General features: G+C 58.9%; 17 protein-coding genes. 10 read left to right on the plus strand and 7 right to left on the minus strand.

Going from position 1 to position 18,505, the window contains the following annotated elements:
- Positions 1-19 precede the first annotated feature (19 nt).
- The 4 genes from rpoA to bfr all read left to right on the plus strand — a co-directional run bounded on the left by rpoA (position 20) and on the right by bfr (position 3,726).
- Complete coding sequence (gene rpoA, locus CKW21_RS28595; protein ID WP_007924176.1) at positions 20-1,021, plus strand: DNA-directed RNA polymerase subunit alpha; 1,002 nt, start codon at positions 20-22, stop codon at positions 1,019-1,021.
- Between the two features lie 42 nt (positions 1,022-1,063).
- Complete coding sequence (gene rplQ / locus CKW21_RS28600) at positions 1,064-1,450, plus strand: 50S ribosomal protein L17 (RefSeq protein WP_024778333.1); 387 nt, start codon at positions 1,064-1,066, stop codon at positions 1,448-1,450.
- 208 nt (positions 1,451-1,658) lie between these two features.
- Positions 1,659-3,113 carry a catalase gene (locus CKW21_RS28605; RefSeq protein ID WP_095197170.1) on the plus strand — a complete coding sequence of 485 codons (1,455 nt, stop codon included), beginning with the start codon at positions 1,659-1,661 and terminating at the stop codon, positions 3,111-3,113.
- Between the two features lie 148 nt (positions 3,114-3,261).
- On the plus strand, positions 3,262-3,726 hold the full coding sequence (bfr, locus tag CKW21_RS28610) for a bacterioferritin (protein WP_095197171.1): 465 nt from the start codon (positions 3,262-3,264) through the stop codon (positions 3,724-3,726).
- 108 nt (positions 3,727-3,834) lie between these two features.
- Here the strand turns inward: bfr and uvrA are convergent, their stop codons facing one another.
- Complete coding sequence (uvrA, locus tag CKW21_RS28615) at positions 3,835-6,669, minus strand: excinuclease ABC subunit UvrA (protein WP_095197172.1); 2,835 nt, start codon at positions 6,667-6,669, stop codon at positions 3,835-3,837.
- Positions 6,670-6,860: 191 nt separating this feature from the next.
- Between uvrA and CKW21_RS28620 the strand changes: the two genes are divergently transcribed.
- The 3 genes from CKW21_RS28620 to CKW21_RS28630 all read left to right on the plus strand — a co-directional run bounded on the left by CKW21_RS28620 (position 6,861) and on the right by CKW21_RS28630 (position 9,784).
- Positions 6,861-8,258, plus strand: coding sequence for an MFS transporter (locus CKW21_RS28620; protein WP_095197173.1), 1,398 nt, complete (start codon positions 6,861-6,863; stop codon positions 8,256-8,258).
- Positions 8,259-8,267: 9 nt separating this feature from the next.
- Positions 8,268-8,783, plus strand: coding sequence for a single-stranded DNA-binding protein (locus CKW21_RS28625; RefSeq protein ID WP_095197174.1), 516 nt, complete (start codon positions 8,268-8,270; stop codon positions 8,781-8,783).
- A 158-nt stretch (positions 8,784-8,941) separates the two neighbouring features.
- On the plus strand, positions 8,942-9,784 hold the full coding sequence (locus CKW21_RS28630) for an AraC family transcriptional regulator (protein WP_095197175.1): 843 nt from the start codon (positions 8,942-8,944) through the stop codon (positions 9,782-9,784).
- Between the two features lie 89 nt (positions 9,785-9,873).
- On the opposite strand, the gene CKW21_RS28635 is transcribed toward CKW21_RS28630, so the two are convergent.
- The gene (locus CKW21_RS28635; RefSeq protein ID WP_095197176.1) at positions 9,874-10,374 is read right to left on the minus strand and encodes a YkgB family protein; all 501 of its coding nucleotides are present in this window, start codon (positions 10,372-10,374) and stop codon (positions 9,874-9,876) included.
- A 244-nt stretch (positions 10,375-10,618) separates the two neighbouring features.
- Positions 10,619-11,173, minus strand: coding sequence for a cysteine hydrolase family protein (locus CKW21_RS28640; RefSeq protein ID WP_095197177.1), 555 nt, complete (start codon positions 11,171-11,173; stop codon positions 10,619-10,621).
- A gap of 102 nt (positions 11,174-11,275) precedes the next feature.
- Between CKW21_RS28640 and CKW21_RS28645 the strand changes: the two genes are divergently transcribed.
- From CKW21_RS28645 to CKW21_RS28655, 3 genes are all read left to right on the plus strand, one after another.
- Positions 11,276-12,268: a GlxA family transcriptional regulator gene (locus tag CKW21_RS28645; protein WP_095197178.1), complete on the plus strand. Its 993-nt coding sequence runs from the start codon at positions 11,276-11,278 to the stop codon at positions 12,266-12,268.
- 215 nt (positions 12,269-12,483) lie between these two features.
- Entirely contained in the window at positions 12,484-13,593 is a 1,110-nt protein-coding gene (locus tag CKW21_RS28650) for a DUF3182 family protein (RefSeq protein ID WP_095197179.1), read from the plus strand.
- On the plus strand, positions 13,583-14,341 hold the full coding sequence (locus CKW21_RS28655) for a S9 family peptidase (protein ID WP_095197180.1): 759 nt from the start codon (positions 13,583-13,585) through the stop codon (positions 14,339-14,341). Before CKW21_RS28650 ends, CKW21_RS28655 begins: the two co-directional genes overlap by 11 nt.
- A 113-nt stretch (positions 14,342-14,454) precedes the next feature.
- Here the strand turns inward: CKW21_RS28655 and CKW21_RS28660 are convergent, their stop codons facing one another.
- The 4 genes from CKW21_RS28660 to CKW21_RS28675 are packed head-to-tail and all read right to left on the minus strand — an operon-like array spanning position 14,455 to position 18,437.
- Positions 14,455-15,441 carry a lysylphosphatidylglycerol synthase domain-containing protein gene (locus CKW21_RS28660; RefSeq protein ID WP_095197181.1) on the minus strand — a complete coding sequence of 329 codons (987 nt, stop codon included), beginning with the start codon at positions 15,439-15,441 and terminating at the stop codon, positions 14,455-14,457.
- Positions 15,428-16,720, minus strand: a complete 1,293-nt coding sequence (clsB, locus tag CKW21_RS28665; RefSeq protein ID WP_095197182.1) for a cardiolipin synthase ClsB — start codon at positions 16,718-16,720, stop codon at positions 15,428-15,430. Before clsB ends, CKW21_RS28660 begins: the two co-directional genes overlap by 14 nt.
- Positions 16,717-17,514, minus strand: coding sequence for an endonuclease/exonuclease/phosphatase family protein (locus tag CKW21_RS28670; protein ID WP_095197183.1), 798 nt, complete (start codon positions 17,512-17,514; stop codon positions 16,717-16,719). The genes clsB and CKW21_RS28670 overlap by 4 nt, the downstream gene beginning before the upstream one ends.
- On the minus strand, positions 17,511-18,437 hold the full coding sequence (locus tag CKW21_RS28675; RefSeq protein ID WP_095197184.1) for a DUF72 domain-containing protein: 927 nt from the start codon (positions 18,435-18,437) through the stop codon (positions 17,511-17,513). The genes CKW21_RS28670 and CKW21_RS28675 overlap by 4 nt, the downstream gene beginning before the upstream one ends.
- Positions 18,438-18,505: the final 68 nt, after the last annotated feature.

Raw genomic sequence — 18,505 nt, forward strand, 5'->3', positions numbered from 1 at the left:
CTAGAAAATAGGTGCATCCATGCAGATTTCGGTAAATGAGTTCCTGACACCCCGCCACATTGATGTGCAGGTTGTCAGTCCAACCCGCGCCAAGATCACGCTCGAGCCTCTCGAGCGTGGCTTTGGCCACACCCTGGGCAACGCGCTGCGCCGCATCCTGTTGTCCTCCATGCCCGGCTGTGCAGTAGTCGAGGCCGAGATTGACGGTGTGCTCCACGAGTACAGCGCCATCGAAGGTGTACAGGAAGACGTAATTGAAATCCTGTTGAACCTTAAAGGTCTGGCTATCAAGCTGCACGGTCGAGACGAAGTTACGCTGACCTTGTCGAAGAAGGGTTCGGGGGTGGTTACCGCTGCCGATATTCAGCTGGATCATGATGTCGAGATCGTTAATCCCGATCACGTAATCGCTAACCTGGCGTCTAACGGCGCCCTGAACATGAAGCTCGTAGTAGCTCGTGGTCGTGGTTATGAACCGGCCGACTCGCGTCAGAGCGATGAAGACGAAAGCCGCAGCATTGGTCGCTTGCAGCTTGACTCTTCGTTCAGCCCGGTTCGCCGTATCGCATACGTGGTGGAAAACGCCCGTGTCGAACAGCGTACTAACCTGGACAAGCTGGTTATTGATCTGGAAACCAACGGTACTCTGGATCCTGAAGAGGCAATCCGCCGCGCTGCAACCATCCTGCAACAGCAGTTGGCTGCGTTCGTCGACCTCAAAGGTGACAGCGAACCAGTGGTAATCGAGCAGGAAGACGAGATCGATCCGATCCTGCTTCGCCCGGTTGACGATCTGGAACTGACTGTACGTTCGGCTAACTGCCTTAAGGCGGAAAACATCTACTACATCGGCGACCTGATTCAGCGTACCGAAGTAGAGCTGTTGAAGACTCCGAACCTTGGCAAGAAATCCTTGACTGAAATCAAGGACGTTCTGGCCTCCCGCGGTCTGTCCCTCGGCATGCGCCTCGACAACTGGCCGCCTGCAAGTCTTAAGAAGGACGACAAGGCGACTGCCTGATCGTCGTAATCACCGAACGTAGTGTTTGGTAAGGAATGAACCATGCGTCATCGTAAAAGTGGTCGTCACCTCAGCCGCACCAGCTCGCACCGCAAGGCCATGTTCCAGAACATGGCGGTGTCGCTGTTCGAGCACGAGCTGATCAAAACTACTCTGCCAAAAGCTAAAGAACTGCGTCGCGTTGCTGAGCCGCTGATCACTTTGGCCAAGACAGACAGCCTGGCTAACCGCCGTCTGGCTTTCGACCGTACTCGTTCGAAAGCTATCGTTGGCAAGCTCTTCAACGACCTGGGCAAGCGTTACGCTACCCGTGAGGGTGGCTACCTGCGCATCCTCAAGTGCGGCTTCCGCGCTGGCGACAACGCGCCTATGGCGTACGTCGAGTTGGTTGATCGTGCTACTGGCGGTGAAGCTGTATCCGCTGAGTAAGACGTCAGTCTGAAACGAAGAACCGGGCCTTAGTGCCCGGTTTTTTGCGCGCGCTAGAAAAGTGAGGCATGTTGGATACCGCAGAGTTCTATTAGGTATTCTCTATCGATTTAGATGATCTAATGAATTAGAACGTGTCATGTAGATCATCAATACTTCCTTTCAGCCGTTTAGCCGGCAGTTCAAGACTGACAAAGGAAGAGATCGCATGAGCCAGAATAAAACGCTTACCACCGCCAGTGGCGCTCCTGTCGCCGACAACCAGAACTCCCGCTCCGCTGGCCCTCGTGGTCCGCTGCTGCTCGATGACTTCCACTTGATCGAGAAACTGGCTCACTTCAACCGTGAAAACATCCCTGAGCGTCGTGTGCATGCCAAAGGTTCGGGTGCCTACGGGACGTTTACCGTGACTCGCGATATTACCCAGTACACCAGCGCCAGGCTGTTCGAATCTGTCGGCAAGCAAACGCCAACATTCCTGCGCTTTTCCACCGTGGGCGGTGAGCGCGGTTCGGCTGATACCGAGCGCGATCCCCGTGGCTTCGCGTTGAAGTTCTACACCGAAGAGGGCAACTGGGACATCGTGGGTAACAACACCCCAGTGTTCTTTATCCGTGATCCGCTGAAGTTTCCCGACTTTATCCACACCCAAAAACGTCTGCCGCAAAGCAACCTCAAAAGCGCTCAGGCGATGTGGGATTTCTGGTCACATTCTCCCGAGGCTCTGCATCAGGTCACGATCCTGTTTTCGGATCGCGGCATCCCTGATGGTTACCGCCACATGCACGGTTTCGGCAGTCATACCTACAGTCTGATTAACGCCAGCGGCGAGCGTCACTGGGTGAAATGGCACTACAAGACTCAGCAAGGGATCAAGAATCTGGCACCGGCAGACGCTGCACGCCTGGCCGGTACTGATCCGGATTACGCTCAACGCGATTTGTTCGAAGCCATTGAGCGCGGTGATTTCCCGAAATGGAGCGTGTGCATCCAAATCATGACCGAAGCCCAAGCCGAAGCGCATTATGAGAACCCTTTCGACGTCACCAAGACCTGGTCACAGAAAGAGTTTCCGTTGATCGAAGTGGGTGAACTGGAGCTGAATCGCAATCCGCTCAACTATTTCGCTGAAGTCGAGCAAGCCGCTTTCGGCCCTAGCAATATGGTGCCGGGCGTGGGCTTGTCGCCGGACCGCATGTTGCAAGGGCGAGTGTTCGCTTATGCGGATGCTCATCGCTACCGTGTTGGCACTAATCACCAGCAACTGCCGGTGAACGCCCCGCGGAGTCCGGTCAACAGCTACCAGCGCGATGGTTCGATGGCGTTTGGGAGCAATGGCGGCGCCGCGCCGAATTACGAGCCGAACAGTTATGTCGATTCGCCGAAGCAGGCACCTCGTTACGCTGAGCCTGCACTGGCTTTAAGTGGTGCGGCTGATCGCTACGATCATCGCGAAGATACGGACTATTACAGCCACGCTGGTGCGCTGTTCCGCCTGATGAGTGGCGAGCAGAAAGCGTTGCTGGTTGGCAACATTGCTGGAGCGATGGCGGGTGTATCCAGTGACGTCGTCGACCGTCAATTGCAGCATTTCTTCAGGGCCGACCCGGCGTATGGAGAAGCAATCGCAAAGCTGCTCAACGTACAGCTTAACGAAGTCTAAATGAGAAGCAGAACCGCCCTTAATTGGGCGGTTTTTGCGTTATTTCAGCTGCTTTTCTCAGATTATCTTCGCTTTTATTGCGTCTGCCGAGTGACGTTATGGCCAGGTTGGTTCAAACTATAACTTTCAAGCAGGGAGATGTAGGGCGATGCAAGGCCACCCAGACGTTATCGATTACCTCAACACGTTGCTGACCGGCGAACTGGCCGCGCGTGACCAATATTTCGTTCATTCGCGGATGTATGAGGACTGGGGATTCACCAAGCTCTACGAACGAATCAATCACGAGATGGAAGAAGAAGCAGGTCATGCTGACGCGCTGATGCGTCGGATCCTGATGCTGGAAGGTACACCTCGCATGCGCCCTGACGATCTCGATATCGGTACCACGGTGCCGGAGATGCTCGAAGCGGATCTGCGTCTGGAGTACAAGGTCCGTGCCGCACTGTGCAAAGGCATCCAGCTATGCGAGCAGCACAAGGATTACGTCAGCCGCGAAATGCTGCGTGTACAGCTCCACGACACCGAAGAAGATCACACCTACTGGCTGGAAAAGCAGTTGGGTCTGATCAAGTTGATTGGTCTCGAGAACTACCTGCAATCCCACGCTTGATTCGGCAGTATTCGTAACTGCTATCGCGAGCAAGCATTGCTCCTACAAGCGGACACAAAAAAGCCCCTGTCACTGATGAAGTGACAGGGGCTTTTTCATGGACTGGAGTCAGGCCCGGTCGCGTTCCAACAGCGGTTTGAGGTAATACCCGGTGTGAGATTGCTTCATCTCGGAGACTTCTTCCGGTGTACCGACGGCGATGATCTGACCGCCCTTGGAGCCGCCTTCCGGCCCCAGGTCCACCAGCCAGTCAGCGGTCTTGATCACATCCAGGTTGTGCTCGATCACCACCACTGTATTGCCGTGGTCGCGCAGTCGATGCAGCACGTCTAGCAATTGCTGGATATCCGCGAAGTGAAGACCGGTTGTAGGTTCGTCGAGGATATACAGGGTCTTGCCGGTATCCCGCTTGGACAGCTCACGGGACAGCTTGACCCTCTGAGCCTCACCCCCTGACAGGGTGGTCGCCGATTGCCCCAGCTTGATATAGGAAAGGCCCACGTCCATCAGCGTCTGAAGCTTTCGCGCCAGGGCAGGCACCGCATCGAAAAACTCCCGGGCTTCCTCGATGGTCATCTCGAGGGTCTCGTGAATGCTTTTGCCTTTGTACTTGATCTCAAGGGTTTCACGGTTGTAACGCTTGCTCTTGCAGACGTCGCAAGGCACATAGATGTCCGGCAGGAAGTGCATTTCCACCTTGATCAGGCCATCGCCCTGGCAGGCCTCGCAGCGGCCGCCCTTTACGTTGAAGGAAAACCGCCCGGGACCATAACCGCGGGAGCGGGATTCCGGCACGCCGGCGAACAGCTCGCGAATCGGCGTGAACAATCCGGTGTAGGTGGCCGGGTTGGAGCGTGGTGTGCGACCGATCGGGCTCTGGTCGATGTCGACGACTTTATCCAGATGCTCCAGGCCCTTGATGCTGTCGTGGGCAGCGGCTTCCAGCGTCGTAGCACCATTGAGCGCCGTGGCACTCAATGGAAACAGCGTGTTGTTGATCAGCGTCGATTTACCCGAGCCGGACACACCGGTCACGCAGGTCAGCAGGCCGATCGGAATATCCAGATCGACATTGCGCAAGTTGTTGCCGCGGGCGCCTTTGAGCGACAACGACAGCTTCTTGTTGCGTGGCGTACGTTTAGCCGGAACGGCAATTTTCACCCGGCCCGAGAGGTACTTGCCGGTGAGGGAATCCGGATGCGACATCACCTCGGCAGGCGTGCCTTCGGCAACGATATGCCCGCCATGGACGCCGGCGCCCGGCCCGATATCCACCACGTAGTCCGCCAGGCGAATCGCATCTTCGTCGTGCTCGACCACGATCACCGTGTTGCCGATGTCGCGAAGGTGCTTGAGTGTGCCGAGCAATCGGTCGTTATCGCGCTGATGCAAGCCGATCGATGGTTCATCGAGAATGTACAGAACGCCAACCAGGCCGGCGCCGATCTGGCTGGCCAGACGAATGCGCTGAGCCTCGCCACCGGACAGCGTATCTGCGCTGCGATCCAGCGACAGATAGTCGAGGCCGACGTTGACCAGAAACTGCAGACGCTCACGGATTTCCTTGAGGATCTTGTCAGCAATCTCGCCACGGCGGCCGGTCATCTTCAGCTCACCGAAGTAATCGCAGGCATCGCCGATCGGCAGGTTGGTCACTGCCGGCAGGGTTTTCTCGCCGACCCATACGTGCCGTGCTTCCCGTCGCAGACGAGTGCCACGGCAGTCCGGGCAGGATTGGGTGCTGAGGAACTTGGCCAGTTCTTCGCGGACCGAAGCCGACTCGGTTTCGCGGTAGCGACGTTCCAGGTTCGGTACGATACCTTCGAACGGGTGTGAGCGTTTGACGATATCGCCACGGTCGTTCAGGTATTTGAAATCGACGTTTTGCGAGCCGCTGCCGTGCAGGATGTTCTTCTGCTGATCGGCTGGCAGTTCGTTGAACGGCACTTCCAGACTGAACTTGTAGTGGGAGGCCAGCGAGCCGAGCATCTGGAAGTAATAGACGTTGCGCCGATCCCAGCCGCGGATCGCCCCTTCGGCCAGGGTCAACTCACCGTTGACCAATCGCTTGATGTCGAAGAATTGTTTCACCCCCAGGCCATCGCAGGTCGGGCAGGCGCCGGCCGGGTTGTTGAAGGAAAACAGCTTTGGCTCGAGTTCACTGATCGCGTGGCCGCAAATCGGGCAGGCGAAGCGCGCGGAGAAGATCATCTCTTCCCCCGGCTCATCGTCCATCGGCGCCACCAATGCGATGCCGTCCGCCAGCTTCAGCGCGGTCTCGAAGGATTCGGCCAGACGCTGTTGCAGGTCGGCGCGCACCTTGAAGCGATCGACCACTACATCGATCGTGTGTTTTTTCTGTTTATCGAGCTTGGGCGCTTCGTCCAGTTCATAAAGCTTGCCGTTGATACGGGCACGCACGAAGCCCTGGGCGCGAAGCTCTTCGAAGACTGACAGGTGTTCGCCTTTGCGCTCGCGGATGACCGGGGCCAGCAGCATCAGCTTGCTACCCTCCGGTTGGGCGAGGACCAGGTCGACCATCTGGCTGACGGTCTGCGCTTCCAGCGGAATGTCATGGTCCGGGCAGCGCGGGATACCCACACGCGCATAGAGCAGACGCAGGTAGTCATAGATTTCAGTGATGGTGCCGACGGTCGAGCGCGGGTTGTGCGAGGTCGACTTCTGTTCGATGGAAATTGCTGGCGACAAGCCTTCGATGGTGTCGACGTCAGGTTTTTCCATCATCGACAGGAACTGGCGGGCGTAGGCCGACAGCGATTCGACATAGCGGCGCTGGCCTTCGGCATACAGTGTGTCGAAGGCCAGGGACGACTTGCCGGAGCCGGACAGGCCGGTGATGACGATCAGTTTGTCCCGTGGCAGGGTCAGGTCGATGTTCTTCAGGTTGTGGGTTCGGGCCCCACGAATCAGGATCTTGTCCAAAGTGGCCTCGCTCGGCGGGCGTCGAAAACGTAGGAGTATACGGCCAAATACTGGATGGATGCACACTATCGAATGATGACATTACGGGCTTTGATGAAAGGTCTTTCATCTGCACGCGGCAAAGCGTCGCGATATACCCTGCCAATCGATGGGACTGGTAGAATCGCCGCCGGTTCACATGAGGTTTTTCCATGCACGATCCCCACAGCGAACGCATGAGTGGCAGCGAGACCCGCGCGGCGAGCGGTCTGGCCCTGGTGTTCGCCTTCCGTATGCTTGGCATGTTCATGGTGTTGCCGGTCCTGGCGACCTATGGCATGGACCTGGCGGGAGCGACCCCGGCCCTGATCGGGCTGGCGATTGGCGCTTACGGCCTGACCCAGGCCATTTTCCAGATTCCTTTCGGCTTCATTTCCGACCGCATAGGCCGTCGCCCGGTGATTTACCTGGGCCTGGTCGTTTTCGCTCTCGGCAGCGTACTGGCGGCCAACGCGGACTCGATCTGGGGTGTGATCGCCGGACGTATCCTGCAAGGCGCCGGGGCGATTTCCGCCGCGGTCATGGCCTTGTTGTCGGACTTGACCCGTGAGCAGCACCGAACCAAGGCCATGGCCATGATCGGCATGACAATCGGCCTGTCGTTCGCTGTCGCGATGGTTGTCGGCCCCTTGCTCACGCGTGCTTTCGGCTTGTCCGGGTTGTTTCTCGCCACGGGCGGCATGGCATTGGTCGGCATTGTGATTGTGATGTTCATGGTGCCGCGCTCCACTGGCCCGTTGCAGCACCGGGAGTCCGGCGTCGCGCGCCAGGCGTTGATACCGACGCTGAAGCATCCGGACCTGCTGCGTCTGGACCTGGGCATTTTTGTATTGCACGCCATGTTGATGTCGAGCTTCGTTGCCTTGCCGCTGGCACTGGTGGAAAAGGCCGGATTGCCCAAGGAGCAGCATTGGTGGGTGTATCTGACGGCACTGCTGATTTCTTTCTTCGCCATGATCCCGTTCATTATCTATGGCGAGAAGCGACGCAAAATGAAACGAGTTCTGCTCGGCGCCGTCGTGACGCTGATGCTCACTGAGCTATTCTTCTGGCAGTTCGGCGACAGCTTGCGGGCTCTGGTGATCGGGACGGTGGTGTTTTTCACCGCGTTCAATCTGCTGGAAGCTTCGCTGCCATCGCTGATCAGCAAGGTTTCACCGGCCGGCGGCAAAGGCACGGCGATGGGGGTTTACTCCACCAGCCAGTTCCTTGGATCGGCACTGGGCGGGATCCTCGGAGGCTGGTTGTTCCAGCACGGCGGTTTGTCGGTTGTGTTCCTGGGGTGCGCCGGTCTGGCTGCCCTCTGGCTGGTCTTTGCTGTTACCATGCGTGAACCTCCCTACGTGACAAGCCTGCGCTTGCCATTGTCGCCCGAGGCGATCCGCGAAGCGGGTCTGGTCGAGCGCCTGAAGGCCGTCGTAGGGGTAACAGATGCAGTGATAGTCGCCGATGAGGCGGCCATTTACATCAAATTGGACACCGAACTATTGGATCGCACCACCCTTGAAAGCCTGGTGAACAACCCGGCCGGGGCAGCGTGCGTAGCCTAGGAGAACGTAATGGCCCGTGGGGTTAACAAAGTCATATTGGTCGGCACTTGCGGCCAGGATCCTGAAGTTCGCTACCTGCCGAACGGCAACGCCGTGACCAACCTGAGTCTGGCGACCAGCGAACAGTGGACCGACAAGCAAACCGGTCAGAAGGTCGAAAAGACTGAATGGCACCGAGTGTCGATGTTCGGCAAAGTCGCAGAAATCGCCGGCGAATACCTGCGTAAAGGTTCGCAGGTCTACATCGAAGGCAAGCTGCAGACCCGCGAGTGGGAAAAAGACGGTATCAAGCGTTACACCACCGAAATCGTGGTCGACATGCAAGGCACCATGCAACTGCTGGGCGGCCGTCCACAGCAGGGCGACCAGCAAGGCGGGGGCAATAACTACCAGCAGTCCGCGCCACGCCAGCAGGCTCCGCGTCCACAGCAGTCGGCGCCACAACAGTCGCGCCCGGCTCCACAACAGGCCGCTCCACAGCCGGCTCCGGATTTCGACAGCTTTGATGACGATATCCCGTTCTAAAAAATAGCTTCGAGCCAAACAAGGCCCGGCATTCCGTAAGGATGCCGGGCTTTTTGTTGTCAGCATTTCATCCGGGCGCCCGCTGCAAATGGCTGCAACTGGAGCAAGAACGCGCGCTAATATGATGCTAATCGTCTATTTCTGAGCGCGGGTTGCCCATGGACCGTCTGTCTACGTTGCTGTCCCAGTTCGGCGTGCGCGCGAACCTGTTCTTCAGCGGCAAGCTTTGTGGAATATCGTCATACGATGGCGCCGAACCGCGCGGTCATGTTCACCTGCTGCAGGCAGGCACCCTCACACTGAAAGTTCCGGGGGCGGGCGACATGCTGCTTGCCCGGCCCAGTCTGATTTTTCTGCCTCGTCCCAGCCGCCATCAACTGATCGCAGACGAGTCCGAGGGCGCCAAATTGTTGTGTGCATTGCTGGAGTTTGACGGTGGCGCCAGTAACCCGATATCTGCATCGCTTCCCGATTTCCTGGTGCTGTCCCTGGACGAGTTGCCGCTGTTGGCCGATACGCTGAAATGGTTGTTCAGTGAAGCGGCAGGCGGACATTGCGGCAGGGAAGCCGTGCTTGATCGTTTGTTCGAACTGTTGATCATCCTGCTGCTCCGGCATCTGCTCGACCACCATCAGTTGAGTACGGGAATGATGGCCGGACTGGCCGACTCGCGACTGTCCCGCTCCCTGATACAGATGCACAACGCACCTCAACGGCCCTGGTCAGTTGCAGAGTTGGCGAATGAGTCGAACATGTCCCGCGCCGCTTATGCGGTGCATTTTCGCTCTGTTCTGGGGCAGACCCCGGCGGATTACCTGCTGAGTTGGCGGATCAGTCTGGCGCAGAAACGCTTGCGAGAAGGGCGACCGATCACGCTGATCGCTGACGAGGTTGGCTATGAAAGTCCTTCGGCGCTTGCCCGTGCGTTTCGGCGCAAGACGGGCTACAGCCCACGGGACTGGATGAAGTCCCTGACGGGGGAGGGGAGTGAACTTCTTTGATGAGGTAGTCCGTTGTTTGAAGCGGAAATGGAAAATGGCCTGAAAACATCAAACTGTTTTCAGGCCATCGCCACTCTGAAGATTTCAGCTCAAGACCTTTCCAATTTGGTCAAGGAATGGCCCGCTACGAAGATGGAAGCGGCAAGCAATCCAAGGTCCTTGAGGAGGAATTGACCGGGCGCAACACTGATGGCCGGGAAGCCAAGCCCAGGTTCAATCACGCCTGGGGTGGAGAACATGAAGCTCAGCGTCGTAATGAACAGCCCCGCAGACAAGGCGCCGCCGATCAACGAAAGCTTCGGTGACAGCAGGCGACCTGCGATCAACAGACCGATCGAGACCTCAAGAACACCCAGCAGAGCGGAAAACAGATCCACGTTGAAGATGTTGTACACCCATCCCAGCAATGGGCTGTTACTCACCAGCGGAACCAGCCCTTCTGCTTCGTAGTGGGTGAACTTCATGCCGCCGAACCAGAAGTAGATAACGGCGAGGGCGAAGTAGATGCCGTAGGTGCCAAGCGCCATGGTGCTGACGCCGAGGGATGTTTTTTTCGACAAGCTGTCGGTACTGATATTCATCGTGTTCATTGTTCAGGCTTCCAGTGAGTTCGGTTCAAAAGTTAAGTGCGTAAAACAACCAGGCAAACAGTTGGTGCGGTATCTCCTGAACCCCCGCGGTTTACGTTGGGAGTGGAGTTATTGTTGTCCGTGGCTTAACGCATAAGGGTTCTGGCGGTATTGCGTTCAGTGCAGATCGTCCAAACCCACCGGCAAAAAAAAGCCCATGGCGTTCGAGGCCATGGGCTTTTTCGTTTTTGCTCTGGATCAGCGGTTACTGGGCGTTCGCGAGAAACTCGTCAGTGGACACCACGTTGGCGTAGGCAAAACCCAACGCAGACATGAACGCGGCGTGTACATGGGCTGCCGGCACGGTCAGTCCGTTGAACTCCAGGTCACGGGAGGCACAGGCGTCGTGGATCACCGTGACGCTGTAACCGAGGTCGTTGGCGGCGCGGGTGATGCCGTCGACGCACATGTGGCTCATGCTGCCGACAACCACCAGTTCCTTGATGCCTTGCTGGTCGAGGATTGACTGCAGTTCGGTTTCGCGGAACGAGTTGACGAAGTGCTTGAGCACCACCGGCTCATTGCCTTGGTTGAGGACTTTGGGGTGCAGCTTCGCGCCTTCGGAGCCGGGGGTGAAGAACGGTGCGGCGTCGGAAGTGAACTCGTGGCGGATGTGCACCACCGAATCACCGGCCTGGCGAAAGGCCTTTAACAGGCGGACTGCGTTGTCCGCAGCGGCATCGGCGCCGACCAGCGGCCACTTGCCTTGGGGGAAGTAGTCGTTTTGGATATCGACTACGATGAGTGCTTGCTTGGCCATGACTGTTTCCTCGAAGTGCGGTTTGGGTGTGGAATGAAGTATTGGCTTTGGCAGACCGTCCGGGGATTGGCCGCACCGACAATAGAAGGGGGAAAACTGACAATGGACGCACAAAGGGCAATTGCCGAATTGGGCGTGTTGATCTATCCCGGCGCGCAGATGGCGGCGGTGCATGGGTTGACTGATCTGTTCGGGGTGGCCAACCGGATCGCCGCCGAGCATCAGGTCGCACACTTGCCACTGTTGCGGGTCAGCCATTGGCGAGTGGAAGGCGATCACCCGCCCGCCCGGGTCTACGACAGCCATCCCGCTGCGGACGGCGCACTGGTGGCGGTACTGATTCCGCCGTCGATTGCGGGGTTCTCAGAAGGCCAGGCACCGCAGGCGCTGATTCACTGGCTCAGGCAGCAACATGCCCAGGGTGCAACTCTGGGCGGCGTCTGTGTGGGCTCGATTCTGTTGGCCGAGAGCGGTCTGCTCGACGGCCGTAGCGCCACCACCCACTGGACCTCGGCCAAAGCCTTCGCCGAACGTTACCCGGCGATCAAGCTCAAGGCCGATACGCCCATTGTCGATGACGGCGACCTGATCACCACGGCGGGGCTGATGGCCTGGTCCGAACTGGGGCTGCGCCTGGTGGATCGCCTGCTGGGGCCAAGCATCGCCACCGGCACCGCGCGTTTTCTGGTGGTGGAGCACAGCGACAGTGCCAGTGAATGTGGCAGCAACTTCGCGCCGATCCTCAGCCATGGCGATGCTTCGATTCTCAAGGTGCAGCACTGGCTGCAAAGCACTGGCGCCACCGATGTGTCACTGACGGCAATGGCCGAACGGGCAGGGCTGGAGGAGCGCACGTTCCTGCGCCGCTTTCGCGCGGCGACCGGGCTCAAGCCCACGGAGTACTGTCAGCACCTGCGGGTCGGCAAGGCTCGGGAAATGCTCGAGTTCACCAATGGCACCATCGATCACATTGCCTGGACCGTGGGCTATCAGGACCCAGGGGCGTTTCGCTCGACGTTCAAGAAAATCACCGGGCTGGCGCCGAGTGATTACCGGACGCGGTTTGGGGTGACACCAATCGCCGCATCCCGATAGTCGAAACACCGCAAATCTTTTGTGGGAAAATCCGTCTGGTCTTGAATCGTGCAAAATGCCAGAGTCTTGAAGGTTGTCGTGCAGAATAAAACGACGCGCAGCCATCACTGATTATGTAACCGGCTGATTTGAATACCGTTCCTCCTCTACCGCGCTTGGCCTGATCCCTGCACCCCTTCAACTACATTCATCCAGCACCGATTGAAGGGGGATGCATGACCCCAACAAACCGCAAGAAACTGGTGGTTGCCCATTCGGTGCACCCCGACGCGCCATTGCATGAAATCGAAACCAATCGGGCGCTGGCCAAGTGGCTGGCGCAAATCCTCGGGCTCAAGTTCGGTGGCAGTTACGACCCGGAGCAGCATCGCGGTCGAGACATTTACCTGCTGCCGACCCAGACGCTGGTGGGACCCGAAGCCGCGCGGCAACTGGGAATCAGGGGACCGGAGGATTTATGGGGCGGTTACGTCGAACATGACTTCATCTGCACCAAAGCCATCAGCCACGGCTTGTTGAACCGCCATGCCCATGCGCCGAAAGGCTGGGCACCGCTGTTTTCCGAACGGGTACGTGGTGTCGTGCTCGATGGCCTCAGCGTGTTCTCCCTTGATGATGCACGACCCGCTGCGGAGCATTTGCTTTACAACGGCCCGATCCGTCTCAAGCCGATTCACGCCTGCGCCGGGCGCGGTCAGGAAGTGATCAAAAGCCTCGACCAGTTCGACGAAATGCTCGCCCGGCCCGAGGTCAAAACCCTGTTCACTGAAGGCGTGGTGTTGGAGCAGGACCTGGATCAGGTGGTCGCCCACAGCGTCGGCCAGAGTTTCATCGGCGACAAAGTGCTGAGTTACTGCGGTGAACAATACTTGACCAAGGACGCTGAAGGCGAAGAGGTCTATGGCGGCTCTGATTTGCTGGTGGTGCAGGGTGACTATCACGACCTGTTGGCGCTGGATCTGCCTGATGGCGTGCGGTTGGCGATCAAGCAGGCGCAGGTATTCGACAGCGCCGCGGATGAAGCCTATCCGGGTTTCTACGCCTCGCGGCGCAACTACGATATTGCCCAGGGCGTGGCCAGTGATGGCAAACACCGCAGCGGCGTACTCGAACAATCCTGGCGCATGGGCGGTGCCAGCAGCGCCGAAGTGGCCGCTTTGCAAAGCTTCGTCAATGACCCGCAAATGCGCGCGATCCGTGTGTCTTCGGTGGAAACCTACAGTGACCAGCCGCTGCCCGCAGACGCCATCGAGGTGTATCGTGGTCCAGCGCAAAACAGTGATTTCCTGCTCAAGTACGTAACGGTCAAATCCTATGACGGCTAGAAGCGAAAGCATTCAAATCGACATCGATGATGAACAGATGAGCGGGACGTTTCTCAGTCCCAAATCGAAGGTCCCCGGCGTGTTGTTCGTGCACGGTTGGGGCGGCAGTCAGGAGCGGGACCTGGAGCGGGCCAAAGGCATCGCCGGCCTGGGTTGTGTCTGCCTGACTTTCGACCTGCGCGGGCATACCGGCGGCACTGGCATTCCGCTGACCCGGGTGACCCGTGAAGACAACCTTCGCGACCTGCTGGCGGCCTACGATCGCCTGCTCGCGCATCCGGCGCTGGATACCTCGGCGATTGCCGTGGTCGGCACCAGCTATGGCGGCTACCTGGCCTCGATCCTCACGTCGCTACGCCCTGTGCGATGGCTGGCGCTGCGGGTGCCGGCGCTGTATCGCGACGAACAATGGCACACGCCCAAGCGTGATCTGGACAAGCTCGACTTGCGCGATTACCGCAGTACGTTGGTGCGCGCCGACAACAATCGGGCACTGCATGCCTGCTCGCAATTTACCGGCGATGTGTTGTTGGTCCAGTCCGAGACCGATGACTACGTGCCCCACGCGACCATCATGAGTTACCGCGCGGCGTGTCAGCAGACCCACTCATTGACGCACCGGATTATCGACGGTGCCGATCATGCGCTGAACGATCCCGTTTCACAGCAGGCCTACACCTCGATCCTCGTGGGCTGGATCACGGAAATGGTGGTGGGTGAGCGGTTGAGCATTATTCAGTCCAAATGATTTTGTGGTGTCAGTCATGACGCCTTCGCGAGCAGGCTCGCTCCCACAGGAGAACGCATTTCAACAGGTGGGAGCGAGCCTGCTCGCGAAGGCGCCCGCTCAGACACTGCAAATCACTTGGGTTTTTTCGCAATCCGCAACGACTTGGCCTTGGCCTCCACCAGCAAATACATCACCAGGGTGATCAACAACGGCAACAGAAAATAAATCGCCCGATAAGCCAGCAACCCCGCCACCAGGCTGCCTCGCGATGCTTCGTGTTGCAGCAGTGCCACAAACACCGCTTCCAGCACGCCGAGCCCGGCCGGTATGTGGGTGATAACCCCGGCGATAGCGCTGATCAGCAGCACGCCAAGCACCAATGGGTAGTCGAGCTTGCTGGGCAGCAGGGTGAAGATGACCGCTGCCATCAGCGACCAGTTCAGCGCCCCGAGGGCCAGTTGCAGAATCGCCATGCGCATGGACGGCAAGTTGATTTCCACACCGCGTATCGACCATTCGCGGCGTCTGGAGAACTGGCACGCCGCGAGATAGCCCGCGCTGACCAGCAACAGCAACACGCCTACACCTTGCAGCGCGTCGCTGCTGAGTTTCCAGCCCGGGGGCATGCGTACCAGTCCACTGCTGAACACCGCCCCGGCAATCACCATGTAGCCGAACCAGTTGGTGGCCAGGCTCAGGCCAAGGATTTTCGCGATGTTGCTTTTGCTCACGCCGAGCCGCGAATACAGCCGGTAACGCATGGCAATGCCGCCGACCCAGGCGCTCAGGTTGAGGTTGAAGGCATAACTGATGATCCCCACCGGCAGGATCTGTTTCCAGGTCAGGTTCTGGCGGATGTAGGTGCGGCCGATCAGGTCGAAACAGGCGTAGACCAGAAAACTCGTCAGGGTCAGCCCGGCGGCGATGATCAGCGTGCGCACCTTGAAGTCGGCCAGGGTGTCGAGCACTTCGCCCCATTCGATGCGCTGGGCAAACATCGTCAACAGCACAATCAGCGCCAGGAAAAACAACATTGTCAGCGGTCTTTTCCAACGGCTCCAGCGTGATTTGGCCGGATGGTCGGCGTGGGGCGCCGCCTGGGTTTCAGTGCGGCTCATGCGGATCGCTCCCGGTCGGTGAGGTGAAGGCTTTCAGGCGTGGTTTATGCGCCGGCAACCAACCGGCCCATGCCGGGAAATGCCGCAGGAAGTGGAACACCAGAAACCCCACGGTCATGTGCCAGACGCGCCCGCGCGGGGCCTCGTCCACCGACATGGCTTTGCAGTGGTTGTCGCTGAGTTCTTCGAGTCGATCAAACAGGTCACGATTGAACGCGCGATCGCGGATCAACACATTGGCTTCCAGATTCATCGACAGGCTCAACGGGTCCAGGTTGCTGGAGCCGACCGTGCTCCAGTCCTCGTCCACCAGTGCGACCTTGCCGTGCAAGGGGCGGTCGCAATATTCGTAGATCTTCACCCCGGACTTGAGCAGGTAGTCGTAGGTCATGCGCGCGGCCAGTTTGGCCACCAGCATGTCGGGCTGGCCCTGCAGAATCAGTCGCACATCAACACCGCGGCGGGCAGCGTTGCGGATCTCGCGCAGCAATCGGTAGCCCGGGAAAAAGTAAGCGTTGGCGATAACCACGCGCCGTTGCGCAGTGCGCAATACCTGGCGGTAAACCTCTTCGATGTCGGTCGAGTGTTCTGCGTTATCGCGATATACCAGCCGCACCTGGCCATCGTGATCAGTGACGGCCAGTTCCGACCGACGCTGGCGGCGTCGTTGCCACCAGTATTTGGCCCGTGCGGGACGACCGCATTGCAGCAGGGCAAAGTGATGAATGTCGGCCACTACCGGGCCTTGCACTTCAACCGAATAATCCTGCTTGGCCTCGGGGCCGAAATCGGCCAGATGATCGGCGGAAAAGTTGATCCCGCCAATGAAGGCAACGGTCCCGTCCACGACCACTATCTTGCGGTGCAGGCGGCGGAACCAGTTGGTGCGGATGCCCAGGCGCTTCGGCGCCGGGTCGAACATTTGCAAGTGCACACCGGCACCGCTGAGGGCGGTCAGATAACCGCTGCTCAGTTCGCCGCAGCCGAATCCGTCGAGGCTGGCGGTGACGCGCACGCCCCGTTGCGCGGCGTCGATGAGCACGGTCTTGAGTTCTTCGCCGACCTTGTCTTCGAATACGATGAAGGTTTCCAGGAGAATCTCGGTTTTGGCCTGGCGCATGGCCTCGAACACCCGGGGGAAGTAGGCCTCGCCGTTTTCTAGCAGTTCGACGCGGTTACTGCCTTGCCAGCGATATTCGATGTCGACCGGCGCGGGTGCGCTGGTCGGCGGCGCGGCAATCGGTTCCACAGTGGATTTTTCCATCGGTGAGGTGCTCATAGTTCGATCTCCACCGACAGCGGTGCGTGGTCCGACAGGTGCGACCAGGGCCGGGTGGTCAATACTTGTGGGCAGCTAGCCTTGAGGTTGCGTACGTAAATGCGGTCAAGACGCAACGCCGGCAACCGTGCGGGAAAACTGCGTGCGGGCTTGCCGTGGTGCTCGGCGAACACTTCGCGCAAACCGCAGGGCTTGAGCAGGGCATCGGCGCGCAGGCGCCAGTCGTTGAAATCTCCGGCGACGACCACCGGCGCATCGTCTGGCAACTCTTGCAGACGACGGGCCAGCAGTTTGAGTTGTTCGTTGCGGTGGCTTTCACGCAGGCCCAGGTGGACGCAAATTGCATGCACCTCCGGACCTTCGCCGGGCAGGCGCAAGACGCAATGCAGGATCCCGCGATTCTCGTGGCCGCTGATGGACACATCGAGGTTGTCGTGGCGCACGATCTGGAATTTCGACAGCAGCGCATTGCCGTGATCGCCCGCCGGATACACCGCGTTGCGTCCGTAGGCGAATTGCGGCCACAGGGTGTCGGCGAGGAATTCGTACTGCGGCATCGCCGGCCAATTGTTGTAGCGCTTTGGATGCTGTTCGTGGGTGCCATGGACTTCCTGCAAAAACACCACATCGGCTGAAACACTGCGTACCGCTTCGCGCAGCTCCGGCAGGATGAAACGCCGGTTCAACGCGGTGAAACCCTTGTGGGTGTTCACCGTCAACACCGTGAAACGATGCACCATGGTGTCGATGGTGGCCTGCTCGTCGGTGACGCCGACCGGTTCGCGCATGCTCATGGCAATGCTCCTTCGGCAACGGGCTCACCGGGTGCGGTGGCCAAATCCTGGTCGAGGTCGAATCGCTCCAGCAGTCGGCGAGCATCGAAAGGTGCGCGGACCTTGATGTCGTTATCGAAGTAGCAGAACACTTCGCGGGATTTACGCGCCCTGGGTTTCTGCAGGGGCGCGATCAAATGGGGATCCTTCGGTTGCCGCCCTTGATTCCAGGCCTCGATCCGTTCACCCCAGCGTTGCAGTGCCTGCGGCGTGTAGCCGCTGGCGTAGAGTTCTTCGGCACCGTGCAGGCGCAGGTAGATGAAGTCACTGGTGATGTCTTCGCGATACGGCCATTTACCGGCGGTATCGGCGATCACCAGCGCCGTGTTGTAGCGTTTGAGCAGGCGGACAAAGGCCGGATCGATGAAACTGTCGTGACGGATTTCCACGGCGTGGCGCACAGGTTTTTTCTTGTACGCCTTGAGGCTGGCGTGGCCGTGGAGGTGCGAGTCGTGTTGACGGGCGAGCGTGGCCGCCTCGGCGGTGTTGTGTGGCAATTGTTCGAGGAAGGTCTCGAACAGTTCGGCATCGAATTTGAAGTTGGGCGGGAATTGCCAGAGGATCGGCCCGAGTTTTTCCTTGAGCTCCAGTACCCCGGAGGCAAAGAAATTCGCCAGGGGCTTGTGGATGTCGCGCAGGCGTTTGATGTGGGTAATGAACCGCGGAGCCTTGACGCTGAACACGAAATGCACCGGCGTTTCGATGTACCACTGGGCATAGCGCTCGGGCCGTTGCAGGGCGTAAAACGATCCATTGATTTCGATGCTGTTGACCGCCCTTGACGCGAATTGCAGTTCGCGTCGCTGGGGCAACCCCTTTGGGTAAAAATCCCCCCGCCAGGGCGTGTAGCGCCAACCTGAAATACCGATGTGAATCGCCGCCATGTCGCCTCCCGTGCGAGTGCCCCATTCTTTTGCTGACTGCGGCGCGACGACGAAAGTTTCGCCGGGGC

The sequence above is a fragment of the Pseudomonas sp. Irchel 3A7 genome (genome assembly GCF_900187565.1).
GTDB lineage: Bacteria > Pseudomonadota > Gammaproteobacteria > Pseudomonadales > Pseudomonadaceae > Aquipseudomonas.